The following is a 19,743-nucleotide window of genomic DNA, read 5'->3' on the forward strand; positions in this document are numbered from 1 at the left end:
ATCGTGCCGGTTTATTGCACGCGCTACTGTGTTAGTATAAGCCGGGTACGGTAACGGAGAGAGAATGAGCGATACAGGTACAACAAACAGGCCGAGTCGGGAGCAATTGCGGGCGCACAGGCAGGTATTCTGGGATGCATGGCATAAGGCGCAGGCCAATCTGCCGTTGAATGCATTGGAGGTGCGCATTGCCCGCGTGATTGAAATGCATCCGGAATATCATCACTACTTTGATGATATGGAGACATTTCTGGATCGCGACTTTGAAGTGGATGATGGTATGAACCCCTATCTTCATCTCTCATTGCATCTGGCTCTGGAAGAGCAGGCCGCCACCAAACATCCGCCTGAAATGGCGAGGGCGCTGGATCACCTGATTAGTGTAAAACGGATGGAACGCCATGATGCGCTGCATAAAATCCTTGAGTTGCTGGCCGAGACCGTCTTTTATGCCCAGCGGGCAGGGGGAGAGCCGGATGTGGCAGCCTATGCCCGTGGTCTGCGGGAGATGGTGACGCCATGATACGTAACCTGTTTCTGGCACTGTTTTTCTTTTTCGGACCAGCGCTGCTGATGTTCATGTTGCGCAATATCATATTGTTACTGCGCATATGGCTGGTTGTACGAAATCAGCGCAATCAGCAGCAGGACGTTATCGATATCACGCCGGTGGAACGCAATCGCGCCCCGCGCTGGTTTTATCTGGTGGCGGCTGTGCTCGGTGTGGCTTCTGCGGTTGCCGGTTTTATGTATCTGCAGACGGTGGATAGTGAACGCAGGGTATATGTGCCTGCGCATATGGGGGAGCAGGGCGAGATTGTGCCGGGGCATTGGCAGTCGTTGCCGCCAGCGCCGAAATAGAATCTACGACTTGCCGAAGTGCATGGCAAAATCTTCCCTGTGGACAGCATGGGCCAATGCCTGTTCGTAACTGACCAGATCATCTTCAACCAGTTGCCTGAGGTGCTGGTCAAAGCTTTGTGACCCGTAAAGGCTATGGCCCTCTTCCATGGCGCGTACAATATCACCCCAGTGATCCGGATCGAGAATATAGTGACGGATTACCGAGTTTCTGATCATGATTTCCAGTGCGACAATACGGCCTTTTCCCTGTTTCATCGGTAGCAGTTTTTGAACGATAATGGCACGCAGGTTTTCAGACAGGCGTTCGCGAATACCAGCCTGCTCATCATGTGGGAATGAGGACATGATGCGCTGCATGGTGCCGATGGCTGTAGTCGCGTGAACGGTGGACATGACCAGGTGTCCCGTTTCAGCTGCCTGTAGTGCCAGTTGAATCTCTTCACGGCCGCGTACTTCACCTGCGACGATAATATCCGGTGTTTCGCGTAGTGCGTCGCTCAACCCCTGCTTGTAACTGGCGACATCACTGCCCAGCTCACGCTGGCTGACGGTGCCACGATAGCTGTTGTTGTAACGAAATTCGACCGGGTCCTCCAGTGATACAGCATGCACAGGTCTGTGGCGGATCATGTGGTTAAGCATGGCTGCCATAGAGGTGGATTTTCCGGATCCGGCGGCGCCTGCCATCAGAATAAGTCCGTTGCGGTAGCCTGTAATCTCTTCGAATACCGGCGGCAAACGCAGGGCGGCGAAATCGGGAATATCAACCGGAATCAGGCGCGCAACAATGCCGAAGTCGTTGTGGGTGCGCAGCACATGAATGCGGAAGTGAGCCGCTCCCGGCAGGGTGTAATGAAAATCCAGATTCCTGATGGTTTCGATCTCTGTTTGCGTAGGCAGAGCGCGTACAAGGTGGCGAATCATCTCGATGGTTTTGTTGCGATCAGGGACGGTTACTTTGTCCGCCGGCACGGTGACAATGTCGCCATTGATGCGCATGCGCACCCGGTCACCTGTGCGTACAATCAGGTCCGAAGCGCCATTTTTTCCGGCAACGAGCAGCAGCTCATCAATCAGCGCCGGTTTTTCCATCAGATGCGTAGTCCGGATGAGTCCTTGCCGCCGGTGAGCTGATCCAGGTCACTCTCTCCGCTACTCGAGTCTTTGAGGTCTACCATTTTGATCTGCAGGCGCAGATTGTTGACCGAATCGGCATGGCGAAGCGCCTCATCTTCGGTGATATACCCCTCCATCCACAGATTCAGCAGGGCCTGATCGAAGGTTTGCATGCCATAATTCTTGCCGGCTGCCATCGCTTCCTTGATCTCGCTGATGTCCCATTTTCCGATCAAATCGGCAATACGCGGTGTGTTTATCAGGATTTCGACTGCCGGCATACGTACATCATCGGGTGTTTTAGCCAGGCGCTGGGAGAGAATTGCCTTCATATTCATAGCCAGATTCAGGCATACCTGAGCGTGCATCTCCTCCGGGAAGAAGTTCATGACCCGTTCGAGTGCCTGATTGGCATTGTTCGCATGCAACGTTGCCATGCACAGATGGCCTGTTTCAGCGAACTCCAGTGCATGCTCCATGGTTTCACGATCCCTGATCTCGCCGATCAGAATCACATCAGGTGCCTGCCTGAGCGCATTTTTTAATGCAGCCTTATACTCCAGCGTGTCGGTACCGACTTCGCGCTGGGTAATGACGGATTTTTTATGCTCATGGACAAATTCGATCGGATCTTCGATCGAGATAATATGACCGGGTTGATGCGAGTTGCGCCAGTCGATCATGGCAGCCAGAGAGGTGGATTTTCCGGAGCCGGTAGAACCGACCATCAGGACCAGCCCGCGTGATGCCATGACGATATCCTTGAATATTTCGGGCAGGCCCAGCTGATCAATCGTCGGGACATCCGTTTTTACCTTACGAATGACCATACCGACATGGCTTCGCTGACGGAAGATGTTAACCCGGAAACGCCCGATGTCCGGATAGGAGAGGGCGAGGTTCATTTCGTATTCAGCGGAAAATGCCGCCTTCTGTCGTTCCGTCATGGTCGAACTGGCCAGTCTTTCGCACTCGGCGGCGGTCAGCGGGGGTTGTTTCAATGTGAAAACGGAACCATTGATCCGGTAGGATGGGGCCATACCTGCTGTGATATACAGGTCGGAAGCATCGCGCTTCTCCATCAATGCGAGTAACTGTTTGATCGATATGGGATTGGTCTGGCTGGTGGCACTCATGCCCGGCACTCCTTAAATTGTTGAGATAGGCTGATGATCAATTTTTCAGGCCATGCCACCACCGAACAACTTCTTGTTATTGGCTTTTTCCAGTGCGGCCTGGAGCGTTATTTTACGCGACTTCACCAGCAATTGCAGGTGTGAATCCAGCGTTTGCATGCCCTCACGCATACCGGTCTGCATGACTGAAACCATCTGGGCGATCTTGTTTTCACGGATCAGGTTGCGAATGGCCGGCGTGCCCAGCATGATCTCAAAGGCGGCAACACGGCCGGTTTCATCGGCAGTTTTGATCAGCGATTGCGAAATGACCGCACGCAGTGATTCGGAAAGCATCGAGCGCACCATCTCTTTTTCAGCAGCAGGAAATACATCGATAATACGGTCAATGGTTTTGGGGGCCGATGAGGTATGCAATGTTCCGAATACCATATGACCGGTCTCTGCTGCAGTCAGTGCCAGACGTATTGTTTCCAGGTCGCGTAATTCGCCGACCAGAATGACGTCTGGATCCTCACGCAGAGCACTGCGCAGGGCATTGGCGAAGGAGTGGGTGTGCGGTCCCAACTCACGCTGGGAAATCAGCGAATTTTTTGACTGGTGAACGAACTCGATCGGATCTTCGATGGTCAGAATATGACCGCGCTCACTCTCATTGCGGTGATTGACCATGGCTGCCAGCGTGGTCGATTTACCTGAGCCGGTGGGGCCGGTGACCAGGCAGATGCCGCGTGGTGTCATGGCGATATCGCGAAATATCTGGGGGCTGTTTAGCTGGTCGAGGGTTAGAACTTCGGTGGGAATAACGCGGAATACCGCGCCCATACCGCGACGCTGTTCAAAGGCATTGACACGGAAGCGGGCAATATCACCGAGCGCGAAGGAAAAATCGATTTCCATGTGTTCTTCAAAATGCTTTCGCTGTCCATCGTTCATGATGTCATAAACCATCGCCTGCACTTCACGGTGGTCGATTGATGGCATTTTGATGCGAGTCATATCGCCGTTGATACGGATCATCGGCGGCTCTCCGGACGACAGGTGCAGATCCGATGCCTTGTTTTTGACGGTAAATGCAAGCAGTTCCGATACTTCCATGTTGGCTCCCCGGTAGATATGTTGACAGCTATGCAGAGCATAGTTGTGTCGTATGGTGTCGGCAAGGATGCGAGTTCACAACTGCCCGACGCTGATTGGGAGTAGAGCAAAGTTGCTGCCAAATTTTTATAACCGGATAAGGAGAGGGTCATGAACAGACCCGGTCAGGCACCCGGCTATGGAATCATAATATTGATTTATCTTCGGCGCTGCTCACGTATGTTAGGAGAGCAAGAAAAGCAGATTCAAACATGCCAGCCCAAGTGACGTTAACAACACGATTTTTACTTCATTTCTGTATTCCTCTGGAATGAAGTTTAAATGCTCTTTGTGATCCTTGATATGAAAAGCTGTTGCCATGATGACCTCCTGTTTCCTCGTTGGGAAATGGAGTATGAGTCATGGAAAGCATGATGATGTAATTCATATCACCACAGGTCCGGAAGTGCAGGAGTTGGTCTGATGTCAACAGGTATGGAAATGCCTGTTGGTAGAGTCTATGCGGCGGAAGATTATTTGTCGTCAGCGTGAATCAAAAGAGGTTCGTTATCAAGGACAAGAAACCGCTCCTTGAATTCCAGCTGCTCCAGGTTTTCTCCGCGGGTAGTGATGCGATAAAAAGTCAGGCCATGTTCAAAAACCAGCTGCGTCTCATCGGGAAGATCGGCCAGATAGGATTTCAACTCGCCGACAGTAAACTTAGCCTTGTTCTCGTTCATGATCTCCATCCTTGTAATTCATTAAATCGATATTGTTAGCTCGACCAGGGTATTAATTTTGACGCTAGTCGAATACAGAGATCATACAATAGTTTGTTATTGCTGAATAAGGCAAGAAAAAAAGCCCGCAACGATAACGTTCAACGGGCTTTGTCAGATTGTGGAGAAGCCTGGATAGTGGTACCGGAGGCCGGACTCGAACCGGCACGCCCTTGCGGGCAAAGGATTTTGAATCCTTCACGTCTACCAATTCCATCACTCCGGCATATCTGATGTTTCGAAGACGCCGCGAAGCATTGTCATCTGCGTCAAAGCTGTCAAGCAGCAGAGAGCGAACAATGATGATCACATACGAGCGGAGAGGGAATCTTTGTTCGGTCGGCAATGCAGCTGTCTAAACAGCGCAATATAGCTGTGGTGATTGCAGTGTTGCATTTATGCTAGCTTGCGCGAATGAGTGATGAAATTGCAGAGATTGCACGGAATATTATTAAGGAACTGGCGCCGTTGAAGGGCGTGCGGGTGATTGCCGCGATGAGTGGCGGAGTGGACTCATCGGTGATGGCGGTGCTGCTCAAAGAGGCCGGTGTGGATGTGATCGGGGTGTTTCTCAATGTCTGGGATTATTCACGTGACGAGGTTAACCGCCACGGCTCCTGCTGCTCTCTGGAAGACTCATATGATGCACGGCGAGTAGCCGACCACATCGGCATTCCATTTTATGCTATGGATATGAGAGATGAGTTCCGGCGGGATGTGATCGACCCTTTTATTCAGGATTATGAAACAGGGCGTACCCCCAATCCTTGTGAGCGGTGCAATCGTTTTGTGAAATTCGGTGCGCTGCTTGAGGCTGCAGACAAGCTCGAGGCTGCCTATGTGGCAACAGGTCACTATGTACGGCGGCGCGACGATAACGATGGTATACACCTGTTCAAAGGCAATGATGCACGCAAGGATCAGAGTTATTTTCTGGCAACCACAAACAGGGCTCAGGCGGAGCGCATCCTGTTTCCTGTCGGTGGTCTGGAGAAGGATGATACGCGCAGGCTGGCCCATTTTTATAAACTGCCGACAGCAGATAAACATGAGAGTCAGGATATCTGTTTTATTCCTGCCGGTGATCGTATTGCATTTCTCAAACGTGAGGGTGCCGAGGCCGGATTCAGGGAAGGCGATATCGTCGATACAACAGGCCGCATTCTCGGTCGTCACCAGGGTATCGCGCATTACACGCTCGGGCAGCGCAAGGGACTTGGATTACCCGATGGCCCATGGCATGTCGTTGCGCTCGATGGTGCGACAGCGCGCGTAACAGTAGCGCACCCGGAAGATGCGATGATCGGGGGCGTGGATGTGAGTGAGGCGGTATGGATCAGAGAGCCGAAATCAGGCGAAGCGGTAACTGCAAAAGTGCGCTATCAGATGCAACCTGCAGCCTGTGTGCTGGAGCATTTTGATGAGAGCCTGCGCGTAACATTTGCGCAGCCGCAGAAGCCGAGTGCACCGGGGCAGGTGGCAGCCTTCTACGCCGGAGATGAACTGCTCGGTGGCGGTATTGTCAGCCGGGTCGACTAGGTAAGGATTTTCTGCCGCGGGGAGTGTGACTCCGGTCAGGCGAGCAGGTCTATTTTTGTAGTTTCCGGTTTTTGTGTCTGCGGATTGACAGGGCGCGCCTGTTCAACAGCCTCATTATCAGCCACTTTTTCAGTCGCCTCTTTTTCAGCGGCGATATGCAGTTCGACCGGCTGACTATTCTGTGTCGGACTGTTATGCAGCTGAGCACCGGCCAGTTGTCTGGACTGGGGAGATAGTTGCACGGTATCCGTGGCTTTTCTCGACTGCTCTGACTGGCTGACCTGATTTTGCTGTGACTGATTGAGATTGCCGAAATCGACAACGGCAGCAGGTGTGGAAGCAGGTAAAATAATCATGGTTTTCTCCTGTAAAATCAGATCCCGTCTGACATCCTGCCAATGGGAGCTGCATCTTGTGCGGAGGAGTCCATGTACCACCGTTTATACGCTTACGCTTGATTATATCGGACAGGTTGAAGTCGACTTTAATTTTAATTGCAGCGGATATCAGTTGTGCTGCATACCCCGTAGGGATGCGCTATGTCTGGTTATATATATTAGTAAATATATACCGATAGGAGGGGGGCTCCGGAGTAGTTGGCAGTTATTAAAGTAGGCAGGGGAATGAGCCGATATACTATATGGTACAGTGGTCGGATATCAGTTGGAAGAAAGCGGATATTGCACGTCGAGAAAAATGTTTTGAAAAATAATTGCATTTTTTTCTAAAGTCCGGGTTTTTCTCTCCGATACACTTAAACACGAAGGCTGAGGAACATCCTTCAAGGGGAAAATCCCCACCGTGACAGGGCATGATGTCGTTCACGTTTAACACAAACTAAGGAGAGAACAAATGCTATCAGTCCAAACCAATAACGCGGCAATGACCGCCCTGAAAAACCTCAACACCAACAGCATGGCACAGGATCAGTCGTTGAACCGTCTGTCATCCGGCTTCCGCATCAACAGTGCGGCGGATGACTCATCCGGTTTTGCGATCTCATCCAAGCTGGATGCGCAGGCTGGTCGTTTGAAAGCTGCCAGTCAAAATGCAACTCAGGCAACTGCCATGGTAAAGATGGCAGATGCAGGTGTGAACGAAATCCAGAATATGTTTAATCGTATCCTGACTCTGGCTACCCAGGCCTCCTCTGGAAACAATGCAGGGGAACTGGCCAAGTTGGATGCAGAGCGCATCAAGCTGGAAACACAGATCGACAATATTGCTAACAGCACCAATTACAATGGTGTCAGTTTGCTCAATGGTACTTCCGGCTCCTCGGCAACCCTGGCCGCCCCTGTCGCTGGTATAAGCGCTACAGTGCAGGCCACAGGTGCAGCTAGCGGTGCAGTCACCCTTAGCACGCTGACCAATGCCGGTGGTGGCATTGATATCACCCTGACCAATGCTGCTGGTACTGCCCAGACGGTGAACGTTACCGTACCTGCTGCCGGTACCACGTCCTCAGTTGCATTCAATGATATCGGTCTGACACTCTCGGTTGACAGTAACCTGGTGACTGGTGGCGCTGGCACAGTCAATGTTACAGCCGGTGCTTCATCCAGCTTCCAGGTGGGTGCCGACAATGCTGCTACGAACCGTGTCAGTATTAATCTGAGTAACAGTTATACCACGGCCAGCCTGTTTACCGGATACGGTGGTGTGGCAACTGCTGGCCTGACCACTAATACTGATGCACAGAACTATATCGACAAGGCTAGCTTTGCGTTGGATAAGCTGATTACTCAACGTGCCGACCTTGGTGCTACCCAGAACCAGTTGGGCTTCGTACAGGCTAATCTGGCTACCAGTATCGAGCAGACGACTGCTTCAGTATCAGCTATCAAGGATGCCGATATGGCTGCTGAAATGGCTAACTTCACCAAGAACAAGATCTTGACTCAGGCTGGTACGTCCATGTTGGCACAGGCCAACCAGGCTTCCCAGAACGTTCTGACACTGTTCAGATAAGAGACAGGTTAACCCTCTCCCGGTAACGGGAGAGGGTTAAGTCCCAATAAAGGCAAAGGAGGTTAATGACATGGCTGTTATAGATTCAAGCATACCACGCAGTCCTGTGCTTTCTTCGCCGACTATGGGGGCAGCTGTAGTCAGATCGGGGAATCAGCAACAGGCAACTCCCCCCGTCTCGGCTGAACAGGCGCAGGCCAAACCCGAGCAAAAGGCTTCACTAAAGGATGTGCAGCAGGCGGTACAACAAGCCAATGCATCACTTCCAGGCTCAAATGAAGCGATTTCGTTCGGTTATGAAGAAAAACTCGGACAGTTATATGTTCAGGTGACGGACAAACACAGCGGTGCTGTGATTCGTGAAATACCGTCCAAGGAATTTATTCAGCACAGCGTGTTTATGCGTGAAATGATAGGCCTGCTGCTGGATAGAAAGGCCTGACCAAGTGGCTACAACGAGTTCAATCGCAAGTCTGATATCCGGCCAGGTGGCCGGGTTTGATGCTCAGGGAGCTGTTGACGGGCTGCTGGGTGTCCGAAAATTCGAGATCAGCCAACTGCAGAAGAAGCAGGACACGATCACGGCCAGGCAGGATGCGTTGCTGCAGATAAATAATGCAGTGAGCGGTCTGCGCAGTACGGCCATCGGCATGGCGGACAGTACCGCCTTTTTCGGATACACTGCCAGCCTTGCCAGCAGCTCTTCTGCGGTTTCCGCCTCTTCCCTGTTGGATGTCAGTGGTACATCCGGCGTGTCGGCGGGTCAGCATAATATCATTGTTTCACAGGTGGCACAGGCTGAGCGCATTTCATCGTCTGTTGCCGTTAAAGACAGTACAGGTACGGCTGTGGCCAGCGCTTCTACAGTTATGAACCTGAGTGGTTCGTTCCAGTTGGCTGGTTCCACGGTGACCGTCAGCCCTTCTGATTCCCTTAATGACATTGCAGCCAATATCAACCAGTTGAATACCGGGGCAAGCGCGACAGGTGTAAGTGCTTCGGTGATGAAGGTAGGCACCAATGATTTCCGCCTGATTCTGGCATCCGATACTACCGGTGCGACTGGCTTTACACTTTCCGGCGCCAATCTGGATGCGGCTGGGCCACTGGCGGCATTGCAGTTGGGCGCGACCGGACAAACTAACGCCTATCAATCTTTGCAGCTTGCGCAGGATGCGCAGATCTCGATTGACGGGCTGAGTCTGACACGCTCTACAAATATTATTACCGATGCGCTTTCCGGTGTTACGCTGAGCCTGAAGCAGGCCGATCCGGCTGTGACAGTAAGCATGAATATCGGCATCGATCAGCAGGCTTTGCGGGCCAATGTTCAGTCCTTTGTGGACGCCTATAACAGTCTACAGACTATGATCAGCGATCAGTTTAAATTCGATCCGAAGACTAATACCAGTGGTCTGCTGTCAGGGGATCCACTGCTGACGACGATCCAGAGCAACTTGTCGAATAGCCTGTTCAAGAGCGTGCCCGGTCTGGCATCCGACAGAAACAGTCTGGTGATGATTGGTGTTGAGCCGGATATGAACGGGCAGTTGATGATTAATGAAAATCGTTTTGGCACATTTCTGGCGAATGATCCGACGGCCATTCGTGATGTCTTTGTCGCTCAGGGTAGCAGCACCAATAACAGTTTACAGTTTTTAACCAACGGACTGACCACGCCATCGGGTACTTACAGCGTCAATGTGACGCAAGCGGCCAGCAAGGCTGTCTTGACGGGAACTACCGATCTGACGCCAGGTCTGGCCGCGAATGAAACCGTTACAATCACCGATACCGGCACCTCGCGTCAGGCAGCCATAAATCTGACTGCCGGACAGACGCAGAGTCAGATAATTTCGGCACTCAATGCAGAGCTATCGACTGATTACACCGAGCAGCACCAGCTTTCTACAGCCCTGACTGCCGGCGGACTGCCGGCTACCGGCTCCACCACGCTATCTGCTCTGGGGCTCGGTGTTGCTGCCGGCGATACGATCAGTATCAGCGGCACGCGGCGTTCAGGCGTAGCGGTAAACAGCAGCTTTACCGTGTTGAATCCTGCTACTGATACAGTTTCGACGCTGCTCACAGCCATACAGTCCGCCTTTAATCAGGAAGTTGGTGCAACCATAGATGCGACCGGCAAAGTGACGCTGACGGACATCACTACGGGAGACAGCCAACTTTCCGTTGCCCTGACTGCCAACAATCAGGGTGGTGGTACGCTGGCATTTGGTGCTGATACCATTGTTACAAATGGTCGTTACGCGCTGCCAGAGCAGGCGGTGGCATCCGGAAACATGATCTCAATCGAGTCAAAATCCTATGGCGGCGGTAGTGGATTCAGTCTTTCGCAAAGTGCGAACGGCCTGGGTATTGCTAATCAAACCATTGCCGGAACCGATGTTGCCGGAAGCATCAACGGGCTGGCTGCGACGGGGAGCGGCCAGATGCTGACCGGCATATCCGGGAATGTGGATGGATTGTCTCTGCTGTATACCGGAACAACAACAGGTGCTGTGGGTAACCTTACTGTAGGCATAGGCATTGCATCAGCCCTTGACGGTATCCTGAATCAGTACTCGAATCCTGTAACAGGCCTGATCCAGAATAGCATGACCCAGGAACAGGCGACATTTGACAGTATGACAGCGAAAATAGATGCACTGACCAGGCAGATGGAGCAGCAGCGAGTATCCCTTACTAATCAGTTTAGTTCGATGCAGCAGGCAATGGCCTCACTGCAGAATTCCAGCAGCTTCCTATCTCAGGCAAGCGGGTTGGCCAGTGCGCGTGCTGCCTGATCATTGACCGCTAATACAGGCCACACATTGTTGTTCTGATGATTTCTCATATATTAGTTATTAAAATGCATGCGGCCATGTCGCATATGGGCTGTCTTTTTCAGGTTGCCGGTAAACGCAAATAGTTGAAGTTTTTATTTTAGTTCAGTGTTTTCCTACCGATAGATATGTATAACCGGACAGAGCGATGATCGCTCAATCAAACAAACCGCACGGAGGCAAAAATGACACGCTATCAGGCATATCAGGGAAATCAGGTAGAAGGGGCAGGGCCGCTTGGATTGGTGCTGCTGACCTATGAGGCACTGTTTAAATCACTGGGCAGAACGAGAATGGCGATATTGGCTGCGGATATGTCTGCTGAAGCCACTCATACAAGCAGAGCGGTGGAGGCACTGATCGAATTGAACAGTAGTCTGAACATGGAAGCCGGTGGTGATATTGCCCAGAGCCTGGCCAGTCTGTATATATATATGATGAATCGTTTGTCAAACGGGCTGTGCTCAGCTTCAACCGAGCATGTGGATGAAGTGATACGTCTGGTGCAGGAGCTGCGTGAGGGTTGGATGCAGCTGTCTGCTCAGCAGCAAGCAGGACAGCAGCGCTCACACCTGAAGGTTGCCGTTGGATGAATGCGTCCGATGATCAGCTCGCAGTGACGGATGCAACGCAGTTGCTTGCTCAATGCCGTACCCGGCTGGATGATCTGAACAGGGCGGTGAAGCGGCAACAGTGGCAGGAGGCGGCTGTTATTGCAGCTGATTATGCCGCCATGCTGGCCATGTTGGGTGAGATCGGAACGCCGGCATCCGTGGCGGAAGAAATAGTACAGCTGGATATACGGCATAGGCGGTGTATGCGCACGCTCTCCCGCCAGATGGCGGCAGTGACTGAGGATATCGCCAGTCTGGAAGCCGGAGAGAAGGCGGCCCGGCGTAGCAGGGACTTGGTTACAACGATCTACCATCAGTAAAATGTATCTGGCTGTTGAGCCACTGTTCCACTTCTTCCCTTATGGCGTGCAGCAGAGCTTTATTGGCCGCTTCAAAGCGCAGCACAATTGCAGCTTCCGTATTGGAAGCGCGTAACAGAGCCCAGCCCCAGGACTCCTTGTCGCCATACTGAATGCGCAGACCGTCCACGCTGTTAATCTGATAGCCGCGTGACTCAAAGTGTGTTCGGGCTGTTGCAACCAGGCCGAATTTTTCATCATCAGGGAAAGGCAGACGGATCTCCGGTGTCGTTTCGGAGCGGGGCAGTGCTGCGACCAGCCCGGACAGAGGTTGGTGACCCCCAGCCAGCAGCTGCATGATGCGTGCACCGGCATAGACGGCGTCATCAAAGCCGAAAAACCGGTCAGCAAAGAAGAAATGACCGTTCATCTCACCGGCCAGCAGTGCGCCGGTCTCCTTCATTTTGGCTTTGATCAGCGAGTGGCCGGTGCGCCACATAACAGCATTGCCGCCTGCCGCCCGGATACCTTCATACAGGTGCTGTGAGGATTTGGCTTCGGAAATGACAGTAGCGCCCGGATAACGGGTGAGCAGCTGTTTGGCCAGCAATAACAGTAATATATCGCCGGCAATCAAACTGCCACATTCATCGACAATACCGATACGGTCGCCATCACCGTCAAAGCCGATACCGATATCAGCCTGATGGGCGCGCACGGCATCTGCCAGATCACGCATATTCGCTTCCACGGTCGGGTCGGGATGGTGATTCGGGAAAGTGCCGTCCGGCTCACAATAGAGCTCGATCACCTCGCAACCCAGGCTGCGATAGGCGGGAGCTGCAACAATACCCGAGGGGCCGTTGCCGGCATCGATTACGACCTTCAGTGGACGAGATAGCGGGCAATCCGCCACGATGAGGCGATGATAAATATCGCGAATATCGATGGTCGTGATCACGCCGGGTTTGTCCGCTTTCGGTAACTGTTGCTGCATCAGCTCTTTTAGCGCCTGAATCTCATGGCCATGCAGGCTGTCGCGTCCCCGCATCATTTTGAAACCGTTGTGATCAGCCGGGTTATGGCTGGCGGTGACCTGAATACAACCGGCGCCATCCCGGTGGAAGACGGCATAGTAGGCCAGAGGCGTTGGTCCCATCCCCATATCCAGTACATCAATGCCGGCGTCATTGAGCCCCTGCATGACTGCCCGCTGCAGAGTCGGCCCGCTTAAGCGCACATCACGACCAACGATGACAGGGCGCTGCTCGCCTGCGGGCAGGGTTTTGGCAAATGCCATACCCAGCCGGTAGCCCAGCTCGGGGGTGATTTCCCGGCCGGCAATGCCGCGAATATCGTATTCACGAAACGTGTGATGTGGAAACTGCTTCAAAAACCCGTCCCTGGTATTATTTTGAACAAGCCACCCGGTTATTATCAGATCATACGCATGCGGTTTGTTTCGTCTTTCCGCTGTATCATCTGGGGTGAACGCTTGTGATTCTACCGGGAGTATAAACACACTGCTTGCGATACGAAAGACGGGACTTAAGCTGCACGGCCATGTCTACTCCCTCATCTTCCGGTCTGAATGAAGCCCAGTATCAGGCTGTCTACTATCGCAACGGTCCATTGCTGGTTCTTGCCGGTGCAGGCTCCGGTAAAACACGCGTCATTACCGAGCGCATTGCCGCTCTGGTGGAGCGTGACGTGCCTGATCATGCCATTACTGCTGTGACTTTTACCAATAAGGCTGCGAAGGAGATGCGGGAACGTCTGCAGCAGCGACTGGGCGATAAAGCGAATGGGCTGCGCATCTGTACCTTCCATGCGCTCGGGCTGGCCATGGTGCGTGAGCATGCCGATCTGGTCGGTCGCAAGGCCAATGTTTCCGTGTTTGCCGGAGCCGAGCAGAAAACGGTCATGCGCTCGGTCCTCTCCGAGATGAAACTGGCAGCCGATGCTGATCAGGTGGACCGCATGTTATCGCGTGTTTCATCGCTGAAGAGTGGCCTGCTGGAGGTGCATGAAAATCAGCTGGCTGCGATTCGTGAAACCTATGATGCGCTGCTGGAAAAAATGAATGCCGTGGATTTTGACGATCTGCTGGTGCTGCCGCTTCGACTGTTGAGCGAACATGACAATGTGCGTGCGATCTGGCGTGAGCGGGCGCGTTATTTCCTGGTCGATGAGTATCAGGATTCCAGCCGCATTCAGTATCAGCTGGTACGCCTGCTGGTGCCGGATGACGGTAACCTGACGGTGGTGGGCGATGATGATCAGTCCATTTACGGCTGGCGGGGGGCTGAAGTGAAAAACCTGTTTCAGCTGGAGCGGGATTACACCAATCTGCATGTGGTACGGCTGGAGGAGAACTACCGCTCCACCGGCTCGATTCTGCAGGCTTCCAACTCCCTGATTGCCAATAATAGCGAGAGGCTGGGTAAAACACTGCGCTCCACGCTCGGTCAGGGCAAACCGATCCGGGTATGGGGCAGTCCCAATCCGGAAGAAGAGGCGCGGCGTCTGGCTGGCGACATCAAATCACATCATGCGCGCTCCGGCGGTCAATGGGATGCCTATTGTGTGCTCTATCGCGCCTCATTCCAGTCCCGTTCTATTGAGCTGGCGCTGCGCGAAGCCGGCATCCCGTATCATGTCAGCGGCGGCATGTCCTTTTTTGATCGGGCCGAGATTCAGGATATTCTGGCCTATCTGCGACTGATCGCCAATTTCAGTGATGATCTGGCTTTTATGCGGGCGATTGCCCGGCCGCGACGCGGCATAGGTTCCAAAGCGTTGGGTGATCTGGGCTTTTTTGCCATGGCCGAGGATTGTTCGTTGCTTGAGGCATGCCTGAAAGAGGAGCTCGATCACAAGCGGGCGGAGGCACTGCGAGAATTCGGCGATATGATCGTCGGACTGGAGCACCAGTTTCGTCACGGTGAGCCGGATGATGCGTTTGATGCCGTGCTGGATCTGACCCGCCTGGAAGCGGCGATTCGCGCCGAGGCTGATGACCAGGAGGTGGCTGAGCGCCGGATGAGCAATGTGCTTGAGCTGCGTCGCTGGTGGGTGATACATACCGAGCGCGGTGGCGACCTGACGGAGTTTCTGCAGCATATCTTTTTGCTGGCCGAGAAGCAGGATGATGATCCGTCCGGACAGGTGCGTTTGATGACGGTGCATGCGGCCAAGGGGCTGGAGTTCGACCAGGTTTATGTGATCGGGATGGAAGAGGGCATTTTCCCGCATCGTAATGCGCTGGATGAAAACCGTATGGAGGAGGAGCGTCGACTGATGTATGTTGCGATGACCCGCGCCCGGTTTTTGCTGACGCTCAGCTATTCGCTAACCCGTCGCCGCTTCGGCACGATCGAAAAGTGCGCGCCATCGCCGTTTCTGAAGGAGCCGGATCAGTCCGTGCTGCGCTGGGTGGACAAGGATGCCGACAGCGAAGAGGCGCATGAAGAGGCGCAGGACCACATGGCGGCCATGCGCAAAATGCTTGGTCTGGAGTAATTCAAAAACATTTCAATACTGGAAACACAAACAGATGATGTTATCGCTGGGCTGTTATTTGTGCAGTGACAGAAATATCTTCTCGGCCAGCTTATCCGATATGCCGGGGGCCTGCGCCAGCTGTTTGCGACCGGCCTTCTTGACCCCTTCAATGCCGCCGAAATGTTTGAGTAGCGATATGCGCTTGGCAGGCCCTATCCCCTCAACCGTGTCCAGTACCGAGGTGAACATACTCTGCTTCTTGCGCTTGCGCATATAGGCTCCGGCAAAGCGATGCGCCTCATCGCGTACGCGGGCGATCAGCAGCAGTGCCGCTGAATGGCGGCCGGGCTTAAGCGGTTTGCCGATGCCGATGGCACCACTATCTGTCCAGCCGGGCCAGATGGTCTCCTCGCCAACCCTGCGCGCGTCGCCCTTGGCTACACCTGCCAATTTTAACTCATGCAGACCGGCATCTGTGGCGCACTGCAGTGCTACACCCAGTTGCCCCCGACCGCCGTCAATGAGCATCAGGTCGGGGCAGGGGATGGTATCTTCCCGAATGGCGCGGAAGAAGCGCTCCAGCACGGCTTGCATGGCCCCGTAATCATCGCCTTCGATGACCTGGCCTGCGATGCCGTCGAGTTTGTAGCGGCGATAATAATCCTTCTCGGCTCCCTGCCAGCCGGCATAGGTGATGGCCGCAACCATCTGTGTACCGCCCAGATGCGCATTATCGACTGCGGCAATACGTTCGGGTACGACCTCCATCGCCAACATCTCGGCCAGTGCCGCAAAGGCAGGTTGTTGGCTTTCCTGTTTGCGACTGGCAATGATCTGCGCACCGGAGTGACCGATCTGCTGCAACCATTGCAGCCTGGAGCCGCGCACGGGGCTGTGTACGGCGGTTTTCTTGCCGGGTTTGATCAGGGCGATCAGGCGGTTCAACTCCTGAATATTCTCCTTGCATGTGTTGACGAGGATATCTGCGGGCGGCAGCTCTTTTTCATAACGCTCAATCAATAGTGACTGCAATATTTCCAGCTCCCCGGCATCAGTGGCCTGATCAATACGAATATTGTGCGTCCCCAGATCTCGACCACTTCTGCGTACGCCGATGCAGGCCAGTACAGCCGTGGTATGCCGGATCAGCACGATGCCGTCGGCATCGTCGGGCAGATCTCCGCCTTCAGATCCGGCCAAAACCGAGCGCAGGGCACGAATGCGATCACGCAATATGGCCGCCTGCTCAAACTGCATGGCATCAGCCGCCTGTTGCATCTGTTGCTCCCAGCCTTTGAGCAGATCATTGTCCCGGCCACGGAGAAATTGTCGAACTTCATCCACCTGTCTTCGATATTGGGCCTTAGACACAATATCGCAGCAGGGTGCCGAACAGCGGCCGATCTGGTGCTGCATACAGGGGCGGGAGCGGTTGTTGAATACGGCATCTTCACAATCCCTGAGCAGAAACATGCTCTGCATGATGTGCAGCGTTTGATGCACGGCGCCTGCATTGGGGAATGGACCGAAATATTCGCCGGGGAGAGTGCGGTTGCCGCGGTACATTGTCAGCTTCGGAAAGGGTTCATCGCTTAACAGGATGTAGGGATAGGTCTTGGAATCCTTCATCAGCACGTTATAGCGCGGTTTAAGCTGCTTGATCAGGTTATGTTCGAGCACCAACGCCTCGGCTTCCGATGGCGTAACGGAAAAAGCGATATCCCTGACCTGCCTGACCATGGCGATGGTGCGCGGCGACTCCGGCTGGCGCTGGAAATAGCTGGATACGCGCTTTCTCAGGTTGCGCGCCTTGCCGACATAGATGACTTTGCGCGCATGATCGAGCATGCGGTAAACACCGGGTTCGCGTGGCAGTGCGGTTAATGCAATCGGTGGTTCAACCCACATCAGGTATCTGTATTGCTGCCGATCTCAAGCGTTGAGCATGCGGCAGTAGGGCAATGATCGAGCAGCGGGCACTGGCTGCACAGCGGCTTTGTTCGACAATACCGCTTGGCATGTTCGACGATCAGGGCATGAAACTCCTGAAACAGCGGCAGGCTTTCCGGCAGACGCTGCTGGAAATAGTGCTGTATATTGTCATATGCCAGTTGGTGATCGAAATGCTCAAGCCGGGTAAACAGTCTCTTTGTATAGGCATCAACGACAAACACCGGTTTATCGAACGCATAGAGCAGGATCGAGTCGGCCGTTTCCGGACCGATACCATACAGCGCCAGCAACTGCTTGCGTAGCAGGCTCTGCGGGCGATTTATCAGTCCGCTGCGTTGGCCGTTTTGCACATAGAACTGGGAGAAATGTTGCAGATAGCGTGCCTTCTGCAGGTAGGAGCCGGATGATCGGATCATCTCCGCCAGCTGATGCAGATTGCTGGCGGCAATAGATTCGCAGTGGAGCATATCGTGTGCCTTCAGGTTGGTGATGGCTTTTTCCACATTTTGCCAGCTTGTATTCTGCGTCAGAATTGCGCCGAGCATGACCTCAAACGGGGTCTCTGCCGGCCACCAGTGTTGCGGTCCATAAGCGGTAAAGAGCCGCTCATAGACCTCAATCGGAGTCAGTTTTTGCATCCGGGTTGATCACGCGATCCCTGAGCTTACGGATTTCGCCGCGGTTGAGTGCGCGCCATGTACCCTTGGGCATATCTTCATCGAGCTTGATCGGCCCGAAGCGGGTGCGCATCAGACGGCGAACCGGATGGCCGCACTCCTCCAGCGTACGCCGGACTTCCCGCCAGCGGCCGCGCAGGATGATGATATTCAGCCATGTGTGGCCGGCACTCTCCGAATCTACCGTGACTTCCCACGCATCGCTGGTATCACCGCGACCGATATCCATGCCGCCACGGCGCAGCTTGGCCAGTGTTTCCAACTCTACGATGCCGGCTACGCGGGCGCGGTATTCTCGTGGCACTTTTGCTGCCGGATGTGTCAGTGCCCGCGTCAGCGCACCATCATCGGTCAGCATCAACAGCCCCTCGGTATCCATATCCAGCCGTCCGATTGACTGCACGTTGGGTGCAACGTCAATGAAGTCATAGATCAGCGGTCGTTTTTTCTTGTCCAGGCGTGAGCAGAGCTGACCTTTCGGTTTGTTGTAGAGGATATAGGTGTGTCCCTGTTGCGGTTCGACCAGTTTATCGTCCACCATGACGGTATCGCCGCTTTTCACGATAACGCCCGGCGCTTCTATCAGTTGGCCATTGATGCTGACACGCCCGGCCTGAATCCATCGATCGGCCTCACGACGGGAGCAGAGGCCGCAATGGGCCAGATAGCGGTTGATGCGCTCCGGGTTACCGGGGGAGGGCTCTGCCGCATACTTTGGCGCGGATTTGCGCGTGCCGGGCAGACTCTTTCGCCGTGGCTGCTTCTGTGGTCTCTGTTTTTGCGGCTTATGCGCTGGTTTGTTACTCATTGTTATTCGCCTCGGTTGATTGGCTGACCAATTGTTGAATTTCATCTTCATCCAGCAACTGGCTGGCTTCGGGCAGATCGTCCAGTGAATTCAGGTTGAAGTCGACCAGAAACTGGCGACCTGTGCCATACAGATGCGGCCGTCCCGGTACATCCTTGCGACCCAGTACCTTGATCCACTCGCGCTCCTGCAGAGTGGCGATGATGCTACCGGATGTTTTGACTCCGCGCAGCGCTTCGATTTCAGCCCGCGTAGTTGGCTGGCGATAGGCGATGATGGCCAGCGTCTCCAGCGCAGAGCGCGACAGTCGCGCGGGCCTGACCTGCCATAGGCGCTGCACATATTCTGCATGGGTATCGGCGGTGCGAAACTGCCATCCGCCGGCCACCTGTATCAGGTGGATGCCGCGCTGACTGTAATGTGCTTCCAGTGCCATCAGCGATGTGTGAATATCACTGCCTGTGGTCTCATCATCGAGAATGACTGCCAGTCGCTTCACTGTCAGCGGCTCATCGCTGGCGAACAGGATAGCCTCAATGCGTGAGGTCAGCGTGTCCATGTCG

20 protein-coding genes and 1 tRNA gene are annotated in these 19,743 nt (G+C 53.9%); 9 read left to right on the top strand and 12 right to left on the bottom strand.

The window, feature by feature from the left end; genetic code table 11:
* The first annotated feature begins 64 nt into the window (after nucleotides 1-64).
* The gene (locus tag SPV1_RS08175) at nucleotides 65-523 is read left to right on the top strand and encodes a DUF1841 family protein (RefSeq protein WP_009850683.1); all 459 of its coding nucleotides are present in this window, start codon (nucleotides 65-67) and stop codon (nucleotides 521-523) included.
* Complete coding sequence (locus SPV1_RS08180; RefSeq protein WP_009850684.1) at nucleotides 520-861, top strand: hypothetical protein; 342 nt, start codon at nucleotides 520-522, stop codon at nucleotides 859-861. The genes SPV1_RS08175 and SPV1_RS08180 overlap by 4 nt, the downstream gene beginning before the upstream one ends.
* A gap of 3 nt (nucleotides 862-864) precedes the next feature.
* Here SPV1_RS08180 and SPV1_RS08185 read toward each other — a convergent pair whose 3' ends face one another.
* The 6 genes from SPV1_RS08185 to SPV1_RS08205 all read right to left on the bottom strand — a co-directional run bounded on the left by SPV1_RS08185 (nucleotide 865) and on the right by SPV1_RS08205 (nucleotide 5,198).
* A complete protein-coding gene (locus tag SPV1_RS08185; RefSeq protein WP_009850685.1) occupies nucleotides 865-1,956 on the bottom strand; it encodes a type IV pilus twitching motility protein PilT in 1,092 nt (363 codons plus the stop codon).
* Nucleotides 1,956-3,116: a PilT/PilU family type 4a pilus ATPase gene (locus SPV1_RS08190; protein WP_009850686.1), complete on the bottom strand. Its 1,161-nt coding sequence runs from the start codon at nucleotides 3,114-3,116 to the stop codon at nucleotides 1,956-1,958. Before SPV1_RS08190 ends, SPV1_RS08185 begins: the two co-directional genes overlap by 1 nt.
* 45 nt (nucleotides 3,117-3,161) lie before the next feature.
* The gene (locus SPV1_RS08195; protein ID WP_009850687.1) at nucleotides 3,162-4,214 is read right to left on the bottom strand and encodes a type IV pilus twitching motility protein PilT; all 1,053 of its coding nucleotides are present in this window, start codon (nucleotides 4,212-4,214) and stop codon (nucleotides 3,162-3,164) included.
* Nucleotides 4,215-4,436: 222 nt separating this feature from the next.
* Nucleotides 4,437-4,574, bottom strand: a complete 138-nt coding sequence (locus SPV1_RS14335) for a hypothetical protein (protein WP_155806657.1) — start codon at nucleotides 4,572-4,574, stop codon at nucleotides 4,437-4,439.
* A 152-nt stretch (nucleotides 4,575-4,726) separates the two neighbouring features.
* Entirely contained in the window at nucleotides 4,727-4,933 is a 207-nt protein-coding gene (locus SPV1_RS08200; RefSeq protein WP_152909243.1) for a hypothetical protein, read from the bottom strand.
* A 178-nt stretch (nucleotides 4,934-5,111) separates the two neighbouring features.
* Nucleotides 5,112-5,198, bottom strand: a tRNA-Leu gene (locus SPV1_RS08205).
* A 188-nt stretch (nucleotides 5,199-5,386) separates the two neighbouring features.
* Between SPV1_RS08205 and mnmA the strand changes: the two genes are divergently transcribed.
* Nucleotides 5,387-6,511 carry a tRNA 2-thiouridine(34) synthase MnmA gene (gene mnmA, locus SPV1_RS08210; protein ID WP_009850689.1) on the top strand — a complete coding sequence of 375 codons (1,125 nt, stop codon included), beginning with the start codon at nucleotides 5,387-5,389 and terminating at the stop codon, nucleotides 6,509-6,511.
* Between the two features lie 35 nt (nucleotides 6,512-6,546).
* On the opposite strand, the gene SPV1_RS08215 is transcribed toward mnmA, so the two are convergent.
* The gene (locus SPV1_RS08215) at nucleotides 6,547-6,867 is read right to left on the bottom strand and encodes a hypothetical protein (protein WP_009850690.1); all 321 of its coding nucleotides are present in this window, start codon (nucleotides 6,865-6,867) and stop codon (nucleotides 6,547-6,549) included.
* A gap of 496 nt (nucleotides 6,868-7,363) precedes the next feature.
* On the opposite strand from SPV1_RS08215, the gene SPV1_RS08220 reads away from it, so the two are divergent.
* From SPV1_RS08220 to SPV1_RS08240, 5 genes are all read left to right on the top strand, one after another.
* The gene (locus SPV1_RS08220; protein ID WP_081441981.1) at nucleotides 7,364-8,482 is read left to right on the top strand and encodes a flagellin N-terminal helical domain-containing protein; all 1,119 of its coding nucleotides are present in this window, start codon (nucleotides 7,364-7,366) and stop codon (nucleotides 8,480-8,482) included.
* Nucleotides 8,483-8,552: 70 nt separating this feature from the next.
* Nucleotides 8,553-8,924, top strand: a complete 372-nt coding sequence (locus tag SPV1_RS08225) for a flagellar protein FlaG (protein ID WP_040881760.1) — start codon at nucleotides 8,553-8,555, stop codon at nucleotides 8,922-8,924.
* 4 nt (nucleotides 8,925-8,928) lie between these two features.
* Nucleotides 8,929-11,286: a flagellar filament capping protein FliD gene (fliD, locus tag SPV1_RS08230; RefSeq protein WP_009850693.1), complete on the top strand. Its 2,358-nt coding sequence runs from the start codon at nucleotides 8,929-8,931 to the stop codon at nucleotides 11,284-11,286.
* Nucleotides 11,287-11,510: 224 nt separating this feature from the next.
* A complete protein-coding gene (gene fliS / locus SPV1_RS08235) occupies nucleotides 11,511-11,918 on the top strand; it encodes a flagellar export chaperone FliS (protein WP_009850694.1) in 408 nt (135 codons plus the stop codon).
* A complete protein-coding gene (locus tag SPV1_RS08240; protein ID WP_009850695.1) occupies nucleotides 11,915-12,259 on the top strand; it encodes a hypothetical protein in 345 nt (114 codons plus the stop codon). The genes fliS and SPV1_RS08240 overlap by 4 nt, the downstream gene beginning before the upstream one ends.
* Here the strand turns inward: SPV1_RS08240 and SPV1_RS08245 are convergent.
* The gene (locus SPV1_RS08245) at nucleotides 12,237-13,631 is read right to left on the bottom strand and encodes a phosphomannomutase/phosphoglucomutase (protein WP_009850696.1); all 1,395 of its coding nucleotides are present in this window, start codon (nucleotides 13,629-13,631) and stop codon (nucleotides 12,237-12,239) included. The two genes, SPV1_RS08240 and SPV1_RS08245, sit on opposite strands and share 23 nt — an antisense overlap.
* Before the next feature lie 170 nt (nucleotides 13,632-13,801).
* Between SPV1_RS08245 and SPV1_RS08250 the strand changes: the two genes are divergently transcribed.
* Nucleotides 13,802-15,760, top strand: coding sequence for an ATP-dependent helicase (locus tag SPV1_RS08250; RefSeq protein ID WP_009850697.1), 1,959 nt, complete (start codon nucleotides 13,802-13,804; stop codon nucleotides 15,758-15,760).
* A 54-nt stretch (nucleotides 15,761-15,814) separates the two neighbouring features.
* On the opposite strand, the gene uvrC is transcribed toward SPV1_RS08250, so the two are convergent.
* Genes uvrC through scpB form a run of 4 tightly spaced genes read right to left on the bottom strand, consistent with a single transcriptional unit; the run spans nucleotide 15,815 to nucleotide 19,739 of the window.
* Entirely contained in the window at nucleotides 15,815-17,650 is a 1,836-nt protein-coding gene (uvrC, locus tag SPV1_RS08255; RefSeq protein ID WP_009850698.1) for an excinuclease ABC subunit UvrC, read from the bottom strand.
* Nucleotides 17,650-18,333, bottom strand: coding sequence for an endonuclease III domain-containing protein (locus SPV1_RS08260; RefSeq protein ID WP_009850699.1), 684 nt, complete (start codon nucleotides 18,331-18,333; stop codon nucleotides 17,650-17,652). The genes uvrC and SPV1_RS08260 overlap by 1 nt, the downstream gene beginning before the upstream one ends.
* A complete protein-coding gene (locus SPV1_RS08265) occupies nucleotides 18,311-19,180 on the bottom strand; it encodes a pseudouridine synthase (RefSeq protein WP_009850700.1) in 870 nt (289 codons plus the stop codon). The genes SPV1_RS08260 and SPV1_RS08265 overlap by 23 nt, the downstream gene beginning before the upstream one ends.
* Nucleotides 19,173-19,739: an SMC-Scp complex subunit ScpB gene (scpB, locus tag SPV1_RS08270; protein ID WP_009850701.1), complete on the bottom strand. Its 567-nt coding sequence runs from the start codon at nucleotides 19,737-19,739 to the stop codon at nucleotides 19,173-19,175. The genes SPV1_RS08265 and scpB overlap by 8 nt, the downstream gene beginning before the upstream one ends.
* Between the last annotated feature and the right edge of the window lie 4 nt (nucleotides 19,740-19,743).

The sequence above is a fragment of the Mariprofundus ferrooxydans PV-1 genome, from assembly GCF_000153765.1.
GTDB classification, from domain to species: Bacteria; Pseudomonadota; Zetaproteobacteria; order Mariprofundales; family Mariprofundaceae; genus Mariprofundus; species Mariprofundus ferrooxydans.